The sequence below is a fragment of the Tritonibacter sp. SIMBA_163 genome (assembly GCF_046535935.1).
In the GTDB taxonomy this organism is placed as follows: domain Bacteria; phylum Pseudomonadota; class Alphaproteobacteria; order Rhodobacterales; family Rhodobacteraceae; genus Epibacterium; species Epibacterium scottomollicae.
This window is the reverse complement of sequence record NZ_JAWJBP010000001.1, coordinates 616,468-632,593: the sequence shown is the minus strand read 5'-3', so window position 1 is coordinate 632,593 and position 16,126 is coordinate 616,468. Positions and strand designations below refer to the sequence as shown.

Annotated in this window: 16 protein-coding genes; 7 read left to right on the top strand and 9 right to left on the bottom strand. The window is 64.2% G+C overall.

Going from position 1 to position 16,126, the window contains the following annotated elements:
- Nucleotides 1–13 precede the first annotated feature (13 nt).
- Nucleotides 14–505, top strand: a complete 492-nt coding sequence (locus R0J92_RS02940; protein ID WP_106162905.1) for an MgtC/SapB family protein — start codon at nt 14–16, stop codon at nt 503–505.
- Between the two features lie 23 nt (nt 506–528).
- On the opposite strand, the gene ftsY is transcribed toward R0J92_RS02940, so the two are convergent.
- Both ftsY and R0J92_RS02930 read right to left on the bottom strand, forming a co-directional pair.
- The gene (ftsY, locus tag R0J92_RS02935) at nt 529–1,659 is read right to left on the bottom strand and encodes a signal recognition particle-docking protein FtsY (RefSeq protein WP_411050663.1); all 1,131 of its coding nucleotides are present in this window, start codon (nt 1,657–1,659) and stop codon (nt 529–531) included.
- 73 nt (nt 1,660–1,732) lie between these two features.
- Entirely contained in the window at nt 1,733–2,368 is a 636-nt protein-coding gene (locus tag R0J92_RS02930) for a lysoplasmalogenase family protein (protein ID WP_411050662.1), read from the bottom strand.
- Nucleotides 2,369–2,496: 128 nt separating this feature from the next.
- Between R0J92_RS02930 and R0J92_RS02925 the strand changes: the two genes are divergently transcribed.
- Nucleotides 2,497–2,904, top strand: a complete 408-nt coding sequence (locus R0J92_RS02925) for a hypothetical protein (protein WP_411050661.1) — start codon at nt 2,497–2,499, stop codon at nt 2,902–2,904.
- 73 nt (nt 2,905–2,977) lie between these two features.
- On the opposite strand, the gene xseA is transcribed toward R0J92_RS02925, so the two are convergent.
- Nucleotides 2,978–4,507: an exodeoxyribonuclease VII large subunit gene (xseA, locus tag R0J92_RS02920; RefSeq protein WP_411050660.1), complete on the bottom strand. Its 1,530-nt coding sequence runs from the start codon at nt 4,505–4,507 to the stop codon at nt 2,978–2,980.
- 131 nt (nt 4,508–4,638) lie between these two features.
- Between xseA and purD the strand changes: the two genes are divergently transcribed.
- From purD to R0J92_RS02905, 3 genes are all read left to right on the top strand, one after another.
- On the top strand, nt 4,639–5,901 hold the full coding sequence (gene purD / locus R0J92_RS02915; protein ID WP_411050659.1) for a phosphoribosylamine--glycine ligase: 1,263 nt from the start codon (nt 4,639–4,641) through the stop codon (nt 5,899–5,901).
- Nucleotides 5,901–6,365, top strand: a complete 465-nt coding sequence (locus tag R0J92_RS02910; protein ID WP_411050658.1) for a GNAT family N-acetyltransferase — start codon at nt 5,901–5,903, stop codon at nt 6,363–6,365. Before purD ends, R0J92_RS02910 begins: the two co-directional genes overlap by 1 nt.
- 110 nt (nt 6,366–6,475) lie before the next feature.
- Nucleotides 6,476–7,360 (top strand): bestrophin family protein, encoded by an 885-nt coding sequence (locus tag R0J92_RS02905; protein ID WP_106162912.1) that lies wholly within the window; start codon nt 6,476–6,478, stop codon nt 7,358–7,360.
- Here the strand turns inward: R0J92_RS02905 and R0J92_RS02900 are convergent.
- Both R0J92_RS02900 and R0J92_RS02895 read right to left on the bottom strand, forming a co-directional pair.
- Nucleotides 7,357–8,178, bottom strand: a complete 822-nt coding sequence (locus R0J92_RS02900) for an FG-GAP repeat domain-containing protein (RefSeq protein WP_411050657.1) — start codon at nt 8,176–8,178, stop codon at nt 7,357–7,359. The genes R0J92_RS02905 and R0J92_RS02900 overlap by 4 nt on opposite strands.
- The gene (locus R0J92_RS02895) at nt 8,178–8,501 is read right to left on the bottom strand and encodes a 2Fe-2S iron-sulfur cluster-binding protein (RefSeq protein WP_106162914.1); all 324 of its coding nucleotides are present in this window, start codon (nt 8,499–8,501) and stop codon (nt 8,178–8,180) included. Before R0J92_RS02895 ends, R0J92_RS02900 begins: the two co-directional genes overlap by 1 nt.
- Before the next feature lie 559 nt (nt 8,502–9,060).
- Between R0J92_RS02895 and R0J92_RS02890 the strand changes: the two genes are divergently transcribed.
- Both R0J92_RS02890 and R0J92_RS02885 read left to right on the top strand, forming a co-directional pair.
- Complete coding sequence (locus R0J92_RS02890; RefSeq protein WP_411050656.1) at nt 9,061–9,540, top strand: peptidoglycan-binding domain-containing protein; 480 nt, start codon at nt 9,061–9,063, stop codon at nt 9,538–9,540.
- Between the two features lie 127 nt (nt 9,541–9,667).
- A complete protein-coding gene (locus R0J92_RS02885) occupies nt 9,668–10,336 on the top strand; it encodes a Crp/Fnr family transcriptional regulator (RefSeq protein ID WP_106162915.1) in 669 nt (222 codons plus the stop codon).
- Nucleotides 10,337–10,666: 330 nt separating this feature from the next.
- Here R0J92_RS02885 and R0J92_RS02880 read toward each other — a convergent pair whose 3' ends face one another.
- The 4 genes from R0J92_RS02880 to gor form a co-directional block, all read right to left on the bottom strand.
- Nucleotides 10,667–12,175, bottom strand: coding sequence for a Do family serine endopeptidase (locus R0J92_RS02880; protein ID WP_411050655.1), 1,509 nt, complete (start codon nt 12,173–12,175; stop codon nt 10,667–10,669).
- 397 nt (nt 12,176–12,572) lie between these two features.
- Nucleotides 12,573–13,460 (bottom strand): protease modulator HflC, encoded by an 888-nt coding sequence (gene hflC / locus R0J92_RS02875; protein WP_411050654.1) that lies wholly within the window; start codon nt 13,458–13,460, stop codon nt 12,573–12,575.
- Nucleotides 13,460–14,617 (bottom strand): FtsH protease activity modulator HflK, encoded by a 1,158-nt coding sequence (hflK, locus tag R0J92_RS02870; protein ID WP_411050653.1) that lies wholly within the window; start codon nt 14,615–14,617, stop codon nt 13,460–13,462. The genes hflC and hflK overlap by 1 nt, the downstream gene beginning before the upstream one ends.
- A gap of 107 nt (nt 14,618–14,724) precedes the next feature.
- Nucleotides 14,725–16,080: a glutathione-disulfide reductase gene (gene gor / locus R0J92_RS02865; RefSeq protein WP_411050652.1), complete on the bottom strand. Its 1,356-nt coding sequence runs from the start codon at nt 16,078–16,080 to the stop codon at nt 14,725–14,727.
- Nucleotides 16,081–16,126: the final 46 nt, after the last annotated feature.

Below are 16,126 nucleotides of genomic sequence, written 5' to 3'. Positions count from 1 at the left end.
CGCCCGAGGTCCCATGTTCGATACCGCCCTGCAACAGATCATCGAAGAGCTCACCAGCACCTTTTCCGTGATACCGGCACCGATTGCCTTCGCGCGGCTTCTGGCTGCCAGTGTGCTGGCCGCCCTGGTCGGTCTGGAGCGTGAGTTGCAGGACAAACCCGCGGGCCTGCGCACCCATATCCTTGTCTCCGTGGCCGCCTGCCTGTTTGTGGTGCTGGGGCGGGAGATCGCGGCGCTGGATTTTGGCGCCGAGGCGCAGCGCAACGATCCCCTGCGCATGATCGAGGCGGTAACGGCGGGCGTGGCCTTCCTGGCGGCGGGGCTGATCTTCACCTCCGGCGACCGGGTGCGCAACGTGACCACCGGCGCGTCGCTCTGGCTGGTGGGGGCCATTGGCCTTGGGTGCGGTGCCGGTCAGATGCCGCTGGCGGCGATGGCCACGGCCATTGTCCTCACGGTGCTGTTCCTGCTCCGCCATGTGGAGAAATGGATGAGCCGGCATTGATCCGCGATCCTCACGCCCCGTCTTCAAGCCCCGTCTTCAAGCCCAGTGAGCGCGGCGGCGAATTCCTCCGGGTCGAAGGGCGACAGGTCGTCGATCTGCTCGCCCACGCCGATGGCATGGATCGGCAGGCCGAACTTGTCCGCCAGCGCCACCAGCACACCGCCCTTGGCGGTGCCGTCAAGCTTGGTCATCACCAGCCCCGACACATCCGCCAGCTGACGGAAGGTCTCCACCTGCGACAGCGCGTTCTGCCCGGTGGTGGCATCCAGCACCAACAGCGTGTTGTGCGGTGCCTCGGGGTCCTTCTTGCGAATGACGCGGACGATCTTGGCCAGCTCTTCCATCAGGTCGGCGCGGTTCTGCAACCGCCCGGCCGTGTCGATCATCAAGAGATCGGCGCCATCGGCCTCGGCCTTGGTCATCGCATCAAAAGCGAGGCTGGCGGGGTCGGAGCCCTCGGGCGCGGTCAGCACAGGCACACCGGCGCGGTCGCCCCAGACCTGCAGCTGTTCCACCGCGGCGGCGCGGAATGTGTCGCCCGCGGCGATCACCACGGATTTCCCGGCAGCGCGGAACTGGCTGGCGAGCTTGCCGATGGTGGTGGTCTTGCCGGAGCCATTGACCCCCACCACCAGCACCACCTGCGGTTTGGAAGGATAAAGCGGCATCGGACGCGCCACCGGCTCCATCACCCGTGCAATCTCCTGTGCCAGCAATTCGCGGATTTCGCGACCCGAAACGCGGCGGCCCATGCGGCCCTCGGCGATATTGCCGGTCACCCGCAGCGCCGTGTCCACCCCCATGTCGGAGGCGATCAGCATCTCTTCAAGGCTTTCCAGCATGTCGTCATCGAGCACCCGGCGCGGCTCGGTCGCGGCACTGCGGCCCATGAGCCGCCCCAGAAGGCCCGGTCTGGACACCTCTGCCTGCGGTGCAGGGGCGGTGGGCACATCTGCGGCGGGCGCCTCAGTCGAAGCCCCTGCTTGCGACGTCCCGGCAGGCTCTGCCGCCGCGCGCCCTGTGGGGGCGAGCGGTGGGCTTGCTGGTGTGGGCTCCGGGGTCGTGGCCCCCTCTTCCACGATCGCATCCACCTCCTTGCCGAGGCGGGATGAGGATTTCAGCAACCGTTCCTTGAGCTTCGAGAAAAGCGCCATCTGGGTCTCCGCAGGTCGTTTGATATTCACCTAATGCCCTTTGAGGCGGGATGCAAAGCGCAATGCGGCTGTGTCACATCGCAAACACCGCGAAAAACAGCGCCTGCGCCCCCCAGTAGAGCACCCAGACCACTGGCCTGGTGATGCGACGCAAGGCATGGGCTGGCGGCAGCACAAATGTTTCCAGCGCCAACACCATGTCCGAGATCATGAACATCACCGCCGCCACCCACAGCAGCGGCAGTGGCAGCGTCAGTGCAGCCAGCGCCATGGCGAGGATCACCGGCACATAGGCCAGGACCGCTCCGCGCATCTCGCCCGCATGGCGCGTCAGCACCCGCGCCATCAAAGCCGCCACCAACACAAGTGTCGCCAGCCCCCAGATCATCGGAGCGGTCAGAAGCGCCGCAAGATCAGATGGAGGACGCGACAAGAACAGCGCCACATAGGCCAGATGCCCGGCGGCAAAGCTGGCCACCCCCGCCAGAAAAGCGCGCTCGCCTGGGCGCGACAGGGCCAGATCCCCCAGCGCACAGAGCCCCAGCGCCAGTCCAAGCAGAGGCAGTTGCCCAAGGGCAAGGACGGCCAGCAGCGCCACCGCGCCGGTTTTCAGCGCCGATCGCGGCCAGCTCTCTGCCGCCCGCACCTGCGCCAGATATCCCAGCGCCAAAACAGCAGCCGCACCCAGTCCGATCATCTGCACCGTCATCGCGGCCTCCCTGCCGATTTGCCTCAGCCTGCGCCAGGGATGGCCGACAGGTCAAAGCTGACCTTGCGCCAGCCAGCACCGGCAATTGTACCCTTGGCGCGGCTTCGGACATGCGCCATGGTGAGGGCATGTTTAACTCCGTCCCCCTGCGCTTCTGCGCCATGATCCTTGGCCTCTCCTGTGTCGCCGCGCCTCTGAGTGCAGCCGACGCGGAGCAATTCGACAGCTACACCCGCGGACGGACCATTCACTTCGATTTTCTGGGGCAGCACTACGGCGCGGAACGCTATTTGCCCGGCCAGCGGGTGCAATGGTCCTTTCTCGACGGGCGCTGCGTCGAGGGGGAGTGGTATGCGCAGGGCGATGAGATCTGTTTTGTCTATGAGGACAGACCGGAGGCGCAGTGCTGGAGCTATGAGATCGGCAGCGAGGGTCTCAGCGTCACGATCACGGGCGACGGGCCGGCGCTCACATTGACCGAACAGCCTGATCCGCCCAAGGACATGGTTTGTCTCGGCCCCGAAGTGGGTGTCTGAGGCGAGCCCAGGGAGCGAGGCTCTGCCTCGCGCTCCGAGGTATTTATGAAAAGATGAAGGGGCTGGCTGCCTGCTAGAACAGCGAGCCCTGTTCGCCGGGTGTCTTTGGCCGTTTGGGATTTGCCGGCTTGGCGGTGGCCGGATTGGAAGGGGCCGGGGCTTTTGTCTCGGCACTGCTTGCGCCGCCGATTTCGGTGATACCATCGGCAAATTCGATGCTGAGCGCCTGTGCCGCCTTCGCGCCTGCGGTGTCGGTCACCAAGGTCTTGCCGTCGCGCACCACCGCGTAGCCACGGCTGAGGGTGGCCTTGTAGCTGAGGATCTCCAGCTGGCGTCCAGTGGCCATCAGGCGATCCCGCGGGCGCTGGATGCGCGCGGTCTGCGCGGCATCGAGCCGGTTGGCAATCTGATCCAGCGCGTCGCGCTTGCGGCGCGCGTCCTGTTCAATTGGACGCAGGCTCAGCCGCGAGGCGAGATTGTTCAGCCGATCCCGGCGCCGCTCCACCAGTCCGCGCAGGGTGGCCGGGCGCAGCGAGGCGGCACGATCGCTGAGGGTCAGCTTGCGTTTCTGCACGCCCGCGATCAGCGCGTTGGGCAGCCGGTCGGAGACCCGGTCCAGTCGCTGGCGCGGCGATTCGAGCAGCGTGTCGGGCTTGGGCAGCGCCCGCGCCAGATCGCCCAGCCGCTGCCGGCGCAGCTGCACTGCGCGGGTCATGGCATGGGCCATGCGCGCGCTTTGGTTCTCTACCCATCCCAGAAGCTCCAGCCGCACCGGCACCGCATGTTCCGCCGCCGCCGTGGGAGTGGGCGCGCGCAGGTCAGAGACATAGTCGATCAGCGTGGTGTCGGTCTCATGCCCCACGGCGGAAATCAACGGGATGTCACTGGCCGCCACCGCGCGCGCCACGGCTTCTTCGTTGAAACCCCAGAGATCCTCGATCGAGCCGCCGCCGCGCGCCACGATGATCAGATCAGGCCGGGGCAAGGCGCCGCCGGGGCTGAGGCTGTTGAAGCCGTCAATGGCGCGGGCCACTTCGGGGGCGCAATTGCTGCCCTGGACTGCCACCGGCCAGACCAGCACCTTACGTGGAAAACGATCCCGCAACCGGTGCAGGATGTCGCGGATCACCGCGCCGGAGGGCGATGTCACCACGCCGATGATCTGCGGCAGATAGGGCAGCGGCTTCTTGCGTTCGGGGGCAAACAGCCCCTCGGACTGCAGCTGGGTCTTGCGCTTTTCCAGCAGCGCCATCAGCGCGCCCTGCCCGGCGACCGCCACCTCCTCGACATTCATGTTGTATTTCGACTGGGCGCCAAAAGCCGTCAGGCGGCCGGTCACCACCACCTCCAGCCCCTCTTCGGGCACCACCGCCAGCTTGCTCACCTGGCCCTTCCAGGTGGTGCAGGCCAGTACCGATCGGTCATCCTTGATGTCGTAGTAGAGATGCCCCGACCGCGCCTTGAACACCCGGCCCACCTCGCCCTTGACGCGGATGCGGCCAAAGGTGCCTTCCAGCGTGCGTTTCACCTCGCCGGAGATCTCGGAGACGGAGAACTCGGGCGCGTTCTGACCGGGTGTCGGGTCGTCGAGGAGGTCGGACATGGGAAACTCTTGCTCTTGGCTGCTCGGGTGGATGGGTTTGACGCCCGCGTGGCACAGGGCGTTCTTGTTTATGCGTCGCGCACAGCATAGAACGCGCGACAACGGAGGCCAAGCAGATCGGAGAACGGCTCATGAATATCCTCATCCTCGGCAGCGGTGGGCGGGAACATGCACTTGCCTGGGCGGTGATGCAGAACCCGAAATGTGACAAGCTGATCGTGGCGCCGGGCAATGCGGGCATCGCGCAGATCGCCGATTGCGCCAGCCTCGACGCCGAGGACGGCGGTGCGGTGGTCACATTTGCCGAGGAAAACGCCATCGAGTTCGTCATCATCGGCCCAGAGGCGCCGCTGGCGGCGGGCGTGGCGGATCGGCTGCGAGCGGCGGGCATCCTGGTCTTTGGCCCCTCCGAGGCGGCGGCCAAGCTTGAGGTCTCCAAGAGCTTCACCAAGGAGATCTGTGACGCTGCAAACGCGCCGACCGCAGGCTACGGCCATTTCACTGAAGCCGAGGCCGCCAAGGCGTATGTGCGCGAGAATGGCGCGCCGATCGTGGTCAAGGCCGATGGTCTGGCCGCCGGCAAGGGCGTGATCGTGGCGATGGACGAGCAGACCGCGCTGGATGCAATTGATGACATGTTCGGCGGGGCCTTTGGCGGCGCCGGGGCCGAGGTGGTCATCGAGGAGTTCATGGAGGGCGAGGAAGCGTCGCTGTTTGTGCTCTGTGATGGCGAGGAGATCCTGTCGATCGGCACAGCGCAGGACCACAAGCGGGTCGGCGAAGGCGACACCGGCCCCAACACCGGCGGCATGGGCGCCTATTCCCCGGCACCGGTGCTGAGTCCGGAGATCGAGGCGCGCGCGATGGAAGAGATCGTCAAGCCCACCATGCGCGTGATGGCCGAACGCGGCATGCCCTATCAGGGCGTGCTCTACGCCGGTCTGATGATCAAGGACGGAGAGCCGCGCCTGGTGGAATACAACGTCCGCTTTGGCGACCCGGAATGCCAGGTTCTGATGATGCGCCTGGGCGCGCAGGCGCTGGACCTGATGCAGGCCGCCGCCGAGGGCCGCCTGTCGGAGGCCCGGGTGAACTGGGCCGAGGATCATGCGATCACCGTGGTAATGGCCGCTGAGGGATACCCGGGCACCTATCAGAAAGGCTCTGACATCAAGGGGTTGAAGGCGCTTCCCGAGGACAGCATGAACATGGTCTTTCACGCCGGCACCAAGGCAGACGGCGACCGGATCCTGGCCAATGGCGGTCGGGTGCTGAATGTCACCGCGCGCGGTGACAGCCTGGAGGAAGCCCGGGATCGTGCCTATGCGATGGTGGATCAGATCGACTGGCCCGAAGGCTTTGTGCGCCGCGACATCGGCTGGCGCGCCTTGTAATGCCCGCGCCGGTTCAGCTCCCCTCCGACAGCCCCGCGCTGATCGAGGTTCTGGAGCTGATCCGGCGCAGCTTTGCCGATATGGACGGGCGGATCGATCCGCCCTCCTCCATGCATCATCTCACCGTTGCGGATCTCGCCGCGCAGGCCGAGGCGGGTGAAGTCTGGGTCATCGGCACGCCGGTAGTGGCCTGCGTGGTTCTGACCCCGCGAACAGATGTGCTTTATCTTGGCAAGCTGGCTGTTGCGGCGGACCAGCGCGGCACCGGTCTGGCACGGCAGCTGGTTGAGTTGGCCGCCGAGCGGGCCCGCGCCCATGGGCTGGAGGCACTGGAGCTGCAGACCCGGGTGGAGCTGTTGGAAAACCATGCCACCTTTGCGCGACTGGACTTCGTGCAGACGGCGACCTGCGCACATCCGGGATACACCCGGCCGACCTCCGTCGTCCTGCGCCGCTCGCTCTGATCGCTCCGATCGCCATACCCGTCGCAGCGCGGCCCTGATCCGGCGTTTGACGACAGGATGACAGACGCGAAATTTGCTCTTGAGGGCACAACCGCAACGGAGTGCTCCCGATGATCGTCCGCCACAAACCCGGCTTCCTGGAACTGCTGATCGCCACCCATGGCTCCGTACTGCCGCGAATCCTGCCGCGCATTCTCGCACTGACGGCCCTGGCCGCGCTGCTGGTCTGGCTTGACGGCAGCCTGCTGGCCCTGCCCCACACCAATGCTGCGCCCTTTGCGGTCTTTGGCGTGGCGCTGTCGCTGTTCCTCGGCTTTCGCAACAATGCCGCCTATGACCGCTGGTGGGAGGGGCGCCGGCTTTGGGGGCAATTGGTGGCCGACATGCGGGCACTGGGGCGCGAGGTGGTGATGTTCCAGCCCGAGGGTCACCAGCGCCGCCCCCTGCGGCTGGCGCTGGCCTTCATCCACCTGCACCGCGCCAACCTGCGCCGGTTGAGCCACTATGACGACGGGCACACATGGCTGGAAGACGGCGAGGATCTGCGGGATGCGCCGCATCCGCCCTGCGCCGCGCTCGACCTGATGGCGCGGGACGTGGCGCATCATGCACCGGACGGGTTTGCCAAGAAGGCGCTGAGCGAGCGCATCGGCTCCATCGCGCTGGCGCAGGCGGGCTGCGAGCGTATCGCGGCGACGCCCCTGCCGTTTGTCTACACGCTGCTGGTGTTCCGCACGACCTACCTCTACTGCCTGCTGTTCCCTTTCGCCCTGCTGGAGGGCGCGGGCTGGATGACACCGCTCTTCGTGGCCATCATCGCCTATGTCTTCTTCGGCCTGGCCGAGGTGACCGAGGAGCTGTCCAACCCCTTTGGCGAGACCGTGAACGGCCTGCCGCTGGATGCCATGTGCCGCACCATCGAGATCTCTCTGCTGTCGCAGCTGGGCGAGGAGGCTCCGGCGCCGCTGAAACCGGTCGGCTACTACCTGAGCTAGGGCTGCTGGCAGTCCAGCGCGGGACCAAGCCGGGTCTGAATGTCAAACGGGCCAAGATCGCGGCGGCTGATGCTGCCGTCCGGGTCGAGACGTGAGACGATGATGCGGGACCAATCGGCATCGACAGTCACGATCTCCGGCCCCTCCCCGCAGTCGCGCAGCCCGGAGGTGATGACATCCTCACCGATCAGATGGTTCGTCAGGCCGGGCGCGGCGGCGACGTCCACCAGCTTGCCATAGTGAAACCGCCAGATGCGCAGGGTCTTGGTCAGATGGGGCCGGTCGATATAGGCCACCTCGATATGGCCGTCGCCATCCAGATCCGCAGCGCCGACAGGCGCGAGCCAGCGGTTTGTCTGGCCGATATGGGGCGTGGCGGCGATCTTGTCGCCCGTGCTGTTGTAGACCGCCAACTGGGCGCCCCGCGCCACATCCGTCTCGATCACCACAACCTCGGGCAACCCGTCGCCAGTGATATCCCAGAGGCGCGGCGCAAGATCCTCGAAGACATGATCCAGCGGCAGATCGACCTCAAAGACATCTCGCCGCAACACAGCCGAGGTTCGCAATGAGCTGCCACCCGCATCCTGTTGCACATGAATGCGAAGCTGGCCGTATTCGACGTCATCCCCCAGAACCGCATGGCCGTAGCGGGTCGTGGGCGCATCAAAGTCTGCGCCCGTGACCTGCCAGGATTCTTGCGCGTTCAGCGCGCTCGCCGCCCCCGCCAGCGACAGGCACAACACCTGCGCCGCGCGGCGGGTGACCGGGGGCCTGGTGCGTGTCAGAAGACGCCGCGCCCGGCCCGCCGTCCGCATCAGATCTGCTTTTCGGGCATATGCACAACCAGACCGTCCAGCGCGTCCGAGACCTTGAGCTGGCAGGTCAGGCGCGAGCGGGCCGGATCCGGCTCAAAGGCGAAATCCAGCATGTCCTCTTCCATGTCGTCCTTCTTGGGCAGTTTCTCAACCCAATCCGGTGCAATGTAGACATGGCAGGTGGAGCAGGCACAGGCGCCACCGCAATCAGCCTCGATGCCCGGAATATTGTTGTCACGCGCACCTTCCATCACGGTCAGCCCGTTGGCGACGTCGACCACATGTTCGGTCCCGTTGTGCTCGATGTAGGTGATTTTTGCCATGATCCGTCTTCCCTTTTTCGGTACTCGCCCCCGTGTGTAGCGAGCGTATCCCAGCCGTTCCAGCCCCATTTACGTCATCCCCGGTGTCGCGTGTCATTTCCGGCTGCATTTTCCATGTTTGTTCTCACCCCGCCACGCGCGCGCCCCGGCCGACAGCCCTGCGCGCCGATGACGCGCCATCAGATGCAGCCGCGTCAGACGCCCGCAACCGACCCTCGCGCCATACCGCCTGAAACCCTCACCGCATACGGTGCCAGCAAAAGGCAGCATCTTCTGTCGGCAAAACAGGACCGTAGCGCGAATGCGGGCTTTGCGCGCGCTTCGGATTTAAGATAGCATCCGCCATGATCGGGTCACTACAGGATCCCGAAGCCCGCTTTACCCGAGGACCCTGTCAGAGCATATGACCGCCCCGCTGCCTCCGCGTTCCGGCCTCGCTTTTCTGCGACACGATGTCCTGAACCTGTTCCTTATGCGACAGCTGCATGTGCGTGCATCGGTCCCGGACGGGGTTGTGGTGCCCAGATCTGCGTCCTCACGGCGTCGGCTGGCCGCGTTGATGACGGTCAATCTCACCCTCCTGAGCGGCTGTCTGGCCCCGCCCCCCTTTGAAGGTGTCGGCCGTCCAGCTCCGCCGGGCGCTTTACCCGGAACCTGCTGGGATACGCTGATTGAACCTGCACGGGTGGAGACCATTACCGAGCAGGTCATGGTCTCGCCGCCGGACACAGCCGCCGACGGTTCGGTGACAAAACCTGCGGTCTTTGCCACAGAAACCCGGCAGGAGATCACCCGCCCGCGCAAGGAAACCTATTTTCAGACCCCCTGCCCCGATGCCATGACCCGCGAATATGTCTCCTCGCTGCAACGTGCGCTGGCGGCCCGTGACCTCTATCAAGGCGAGATCACCGGGACCCTGAACGCCGAGACCCGCGCCGCCATCCGCAGCTATCAAAAAGACATCGGCATCGACAGCGCCAGCCTGTCATTGCGCGGCGCACGCAGCCTGGGGCTCAGTGCCGTGGTGGTGGACCGCTGAGCCGCGATTTGCTGCACAATGGCACCGCAAACATTCCAGTCTTGATGGCTGAGCTTGCGCGACGCCGCCTTGCCGCCTAAAAGCCGAACATCGCCCCGATATCGTTCGCCCTTGCCGGAGATCTCCTATGCCCGTCGCCCCGCTTCCTGCCTCCAGCTTCCTGTTCGGAGCCTCGGAGCGCCTCAGGGCGATGCTCGACAGTCAGGCCACGGATGTGCATCTGGCCACCGGCGACGTGTTGTTCGAACGGGGCGACGAAGGCGATGCGCTCTATGCGATCATCTCCGGTGCGCTGGAAATTTCCACGCTTTCGGCAGCGGGGCGGAAGCTGTCACTTGATATGATGCGCCCCGGTGCAATTTTTGGCGAAATCGCCATGTTCGACCCCGGCGAACGCACCGCCACCGCCACCGCAGCAGAGCCGAGCCATCTGCGCCGTCTGCGTCACCGCGATGTGCTGGGACAATTGACCAGGCACCCGGAACTGGCTGGCGACATGCTGAAGCTTGCCGGACAGCGCATGCGCTGGATGAACACCCAGCTGAACGAACAGGTGTTCCTGCCGATGCCAGTGCGGCTGGCGCGCAAGCTGTTGTATCTCACGCCGGCAGAGGGCAACGGCCATCTCAGCCTGTCGCAATCCGAACTCGCGGAATTTGTCGGCGCGACCCGTGAAGCGGTGTCCAAGACCTTGTCGAACTGGCGCAAGGCCGGACTGATCGAGATCAGCCGTGGTGGGCTGCAACTGAAGGATCGCGGCGGGTTGGCGGTTCTGGCCGACCCCGAGGGCATCTGAGCGGCGCCCCTCTGGCGAACCTCCCCACGGGGCGGTATGCAATATTCCCGCCAGAAAGCAAAATACCCGACCCCAATGTGATCTGTTTCACAGTACATCGGGCGCGCGCCTGCCATAAGATTTGCAAGGCGGTCATTCTCCTATCCATCCCAATGATCGTCCGTCCCATCGTGAGCCATGTGTCCGCCCGACACATGGCTCTTTGGATTCTGCACTCCTTGAACCCGCCACGTGCCGCCTGCTGCTGCACCCCGAACGACAATCGGCCGGACCAATGGCCCGGCCGATCTTTTGATGTCACGCCCTGCCCCTCACAAGGGTCGGGGCAGTTTAGTCGTCGAGGTTCAGCGCCACGAAGCGCGGCTCGCCCGCCCGACGGACCATCAGGAAGATGGACTTGCGCCCGCCTTCCTCGGCGGCCTCGATCTGGGCTTCGAGATCGGCGATGGAGGCCACTTTGTTCTGCCCCGCCTCGGTGATCACGTCACCCGCCCGCAGGCCTTTTTCCCAAGCAGCAGAGGTTTCGTCCACCGACAGGATCACCAGACCGGGCGTGTCTGCATCGAGGTTCAACTCCTCGCGCATATCATCGCGAACCGCGCCGACAGTGAGGCCGAGGATCTCTTTCTCGCTCTCATCCGGCACAACATCATCGCCGGTGCCGGTGCCAGCATCGTTGCCAACCGCATCCTCACGGCGCCCGAGTGTCACGCGGACGGTCTCGGTCTTGCCATCGCGGAACACCACCACGCGCACGGTCTTGCCCACTTCGGTATCGCCAACGCGGCGTACCAGATCACGGGTATCCTTGACCTCGAAACCGTCAAAGCTGGTGATCACGTCACGGGCCAGCAAGCCGGCTTCCTTGGCCGGGCCTTCCGGCACATCGGTGATCAGCACACCTTCGTCGTTTGTCAGGCCGATCGCCTCGGCCAGATCATCGGTCACGTCCTGAATACGCACACCAAGCCAGCCACGACGGGTTTCGCCAAATTCCTTCAACTGGCTGACCACCTTGGTCACCACATTGGAGGCCATGGAAAAGCCGATGCCGATGGAGCCACCATTGGGCGACAGGATGGCGGTGTTCACGCCAACCACTTCGCCGTCCATGTTGAACAGCGGACCACCCGAGTTGCCGCGGTTGATGGCCGCGTCGGTCTGGATGTAGTCGTCATAGGATCCCGACAGCGCCCGGTTGCGGGCAGACACGATCCCGGCAGACAGAGAGAACCCCTGCCCAAGCGGATTGCCCATGGCGACAACCCAGTCGCCAACGCGGGCGACATCGCTGTCCCCAAACTTGACGAATTTCAGTGGCATCGGAGCGTCCACTTTCAACAGCGCAATATCGGTGTTGGGATCGGTGCCCACAACGGTTGCGGGCAGAAAATCGGCAGGCTGGCCATCACCGGGAAAGAACTCGATCTCGATCTCGTCAGCGCCATCAATTACGTGGTTGTTGGTAACGATATAGCCGTCCTCGGAAATCACGAAACCCGATCCCAGCGCCGAAGAACGACGCGGGCGGTTGCCACCGCCATTGCGATCCTGGAACTCACGGAAGAAGTCCTCGAAAGGGGAGCCTTCGGGCACGATGCCCTGGGGACCGGTCCGCCCTTCGACCACGGTCGATGTGGTGATATTCACCACGGCGGGGCTGACCTTTTCGGCCAGCGGCGCGAGGCTTTCGGGCCGTGCCGCTGCCGACAATGTCTGCAGGACCAGCATTGCGGTCCCGAGGACCGCGATCCAGAACAGACGCCAACCGGTCTGCGTGCGCGGGAGGGCACGGTCCTGGCTCAGTGTCTTGGTACTTGTGATGGGATGCACGGACATACTCCTTGAATTGGCCTGTCAACTCTGTCTTTGCCCGCCCCTGCGGACAAGGGGAAAGGGCGCCACCCTGCCTCAGGCACTTGCAGCGCGCCGACGCTCGGGTCGACACACGCCGGGGTGAAATCTCTGGCTACAATGTAGCCACTCCGCGAGAGGTCGCAATGGGGGTTGGGTTCATCTCAATTCGACGTGAAGGCTGGTGAAGGTTCCGCGACGGCGTCGCGGCGGCAACAGGCGGATCTTCGCCCAATGATGGCTGCCATATCGGGACATCCGCCCTGTCAGCCGCTGTCACGCATTAAAGCGGCCTGTCGAAGCCGCCTCTCGAAGCCACCTGTGAAAAAGGCCACTCCGAAGAGCGGCCTTTTCCTGTTTTCTCATGCTTTCGCAGATGCGATCACTCGCGCGCCGCGCCAGCGGTCCCTTGCGAGGACTTCAGGTAGTTGAAGAACTCGCTGTCCGGAGACAGCACCAACGAGGAGTTGCCCGCCTGCAGCGACCGAGAATAGGCGGTCAGGCTGCGGTAGAATTCAAAGAACTCCGGATCCGCGCCATAGGCTTCGGCAAAGATGCTGTTCCGTTGTGCATCAGCCTCACCACGAATGACTTCCGCCTCGCGCTCGGCTTCGGAGACCAGCTCGACCTCGGTCCGGTCGGCCTGGGCCCGCACACGCTGCGCGGCCTCTTCACCACGGGCGATCTCGTCGGCGGCTTCGCGTTCACGCTCAGCGCGCATCCGGGCAAAGGTCGCCTCGAGGTTGGCTTGCGGCAGGTCGGTGCGCTTCAGACGCACGTCGATCACCTCGAGCCCGAGACCTTCGGCCTGTGCAATGGCACCGTTGCGGATGCGCAGCATCAGCGCCGCACGATCCGACGACAGGATGTCGTTGGAGCTGACGGTACCCAGAACTTCACGGGTCTGGTCGCGCATGATGTTGTCGAGACGGCTTTCGGCAGCGCCGATATTGCCGACACCCACCGCTTCGCGGAAACGACGCACATCGGTGATGCGATAGCGCGCGAAGGCGTCGACCACCAGGCGGCGGTCGTCCAGAGGTGTGACCTCAAGCGGGCCAACTTCGAGGCTGAGAATACGGTCGTCGTATTTCACCACTTCGTCGACGAAGGGCATCTTGAAGGCGAGGCCCGGGGCCTCCTGCACGTTCACGACCCGGCCAAAGCGCATCACCAGCGCCTTTTCCCGTTCGTCCACGATGAAGACCGCCGACAGGCCTGCAAAGACCAGAGCGGCAAGAACAACCAAAGAAATGACAGAGCGGTTCATCAGTTGTCTCCTCCCGATCGACGGATTTCATTCAGCGGCAGATACGGAACGATCCCCTGTCCGCCAGCGCCACTGGTGGTTTCGTCGAGGATGATCTTGTCGACGCGGCTGAACACATCTTCCATCGTTTCCAGATAGAGACGCTTGCGGGTCACCTCGGGGGCCTTCTCGTATTCCGCCAGAACGGCGGAGAAGCGCGACGCCTCACCCTGGGCTTCGTTCACCACCTGCGCGCGGTAGGCCTCGGCCTCCTCGAGCGTCTGGGCGGATTGACCACGGGCCGATGCCAGCTTGCGGTTGGCGTAGGCATCCGCTTGCTTTTCAAGCCGGTCACGTTCCTGACCAGCGGATTGCACCTCTCGGAAGGCGTCCTTGACCGGCTCAGGCGGATCGGCCCCGTCAAAGTTGACCCGGACGATGTTGACGCCGGAATCATAGCTGTCGAGCGTGAACTGGATCAGCTCCTCAAGGCGCTGAGAGATCAAACCCCGGTCGCGGTTGAGGATCGGTGCCAGCTGCGACTGCGCGATAATCTCGCGCATGGCGGATTCAGACACCGCCTGAATGGTCGCTTTGGGGTCGCGCAGGTTGAAGAGATACTGATCCGGCGCGGAGATGTTCCAGACCACCTGGAAATCCACGTCGATGATGTTCTCATCTCCCGTCAGCATCAGACCAGCGTCGGAGCCACGGGCGCCCGCGCCGATGCTTTCGGTCTGCTCAACGCTGACAGGGACCACCTCATAGGTGACAAGCGGCCACGGAGCGAAGTTCAGGCCGGGTTCGCCAACGCTGGAGAATTCGCCCAGGAACAGCTCCACGGACTTCTCTTCCGTTTTCACGGTATAGAAGCTGCCGTAAACCCAGAGGCCCGCCGCCACCAAGGCCGCCAGTGCGACGCCACCTTTGGAAAAGAGCGGGCTGCCACCGCCAGAGCCGCCACCTTGCGGGCCCTTGCCGTTGCCACCGCCGCCACGACCGCCCATGAGGACGCGCAGCTGCTCCTGCCCTTTCTTCACCAGCTCGTCGATCTCGGGGATCTGGTTGTCTTCCGGACGGCGGCCACCGCTACCGTCACCACCACCATTATTGCCCCGGTTGCCTCCGCCGCCGGAGGAACCGCCGCCCCCCCAGGGGCCACCACTGTTCCCAGCCATGTGTCTCCTATCCATCTCTCCCCGCCGTATCAGCGGATATTGCCCTCTAACCTGTGGTCACCGCGCCGATATTCAAGGCGGAGCAGCTCCCAAAGTGACCGAACGCGTCAAAGCGTCCGGACAGGGGTTTTTAGTGTTACCAATTCTTCCGACATGGTCGGATGAACTGCAACAGTTTGGTCGAAATCTTCCTTTGTCGCCCCCATCTTGACGGCAATTCCCGCCAGCTGGATCATCTCGCCCGCACCGGGTGCGACAATATGACAGCCCAGCACCTTGCGGCTGGCCTGACTTACAATCAGTTTCATCAGCACGCGCTGCGCCCGCCCGGCAAAGCTCTGCTGCATCGGCTTGAAGGACGTCGAATAGACCTCGATCGTTTCCTGTTCTGCCGCCTCTTCCTCGCTCAGGCCGATGGTGCCCATTTCCGGCTGCGTGAAGATCGCAGTGGGGATCAGCTCGTGGTCGGGGCTGGTGGGATTGCCGTTGAACACGGTCTCGACGAAGGCCATGCCCTCGCGGATCGCCACCGGGGTCAGGTTGACGCGATCAGTCACGTCGCCGATCGCATAGACCGACGGCACTGCCGTCTGACTGTATTGATCTACCTTGATTTCGCCGCCCTTGCCGCGCGCGATGCCCAATTCCTCCAGCCCGAGGTCATCCGCATTTGGGTTGCGGCCGGTGGCAAACATCACCTGATCGAACAGGCTTTCGTCACCATTGGTGGCCTTGACCCAGATCTGGTCGCCTTCCTTGCGCATCTCCAGCACGTTGGTGCCGAGTTTCAGGTCGATGCCGGACTGGATCATTTCCTCGGCCACCAGACCGCGCGCTTCCTCGTCAAAGCCGCGCAGGATCTGGGCGCCGCGATAATACTGCGTGGTGTCCACCCCGAGGCCGTTCATGATGCCGGCAAACTCGGACGCGATATAGCCGCCACCCACAATCAGGATACGCTTTGGCAGCGTCTCCAGGTGGAACATCTCGTTCGAGGTGATCGCCAGATCGGAGCCCGGAAACTCCGGCACCCAAGGGCGACCGCCGGTGGCAATCAGGATGTGTTTCGCGGTCTTGCGGGTGCCGTCAGACAGCTCCACTGTGTGGGCATCCGCCAGCTTCGCGCGGGCGTCAAAGCTCTCCACGCCGGAGTTTTTCAGCAGGTTGCGATAAATGCCTTCCAACCGGTCCAGTTCGGTGTTGAGCTTGGTCTTGAAGTGATCCCAGTCGAAGCCTTTGTTCTCAAGATCCCAGCCGTAGGCCCGGCCATCTTCGACCATGCCGGCATACTCAGAGGCAAAAACCATCAGCTTTTTCGGCACGCAGCCGCGAATGACGCAGGTGCCGCCATAGCGGTCCTCTTCCGCCAGGGCCACCGATGCACCGCCTGCGGCTGCAACGCGCGCTGCGCGCACCCCACCGGAGCCGCCCCCAATGACAAAAAGATCATAATCAAAGCTCATAGTCTTCGCCCTTCTTTGGTCTTGCGCGAGGTATCCCACAGCGCGA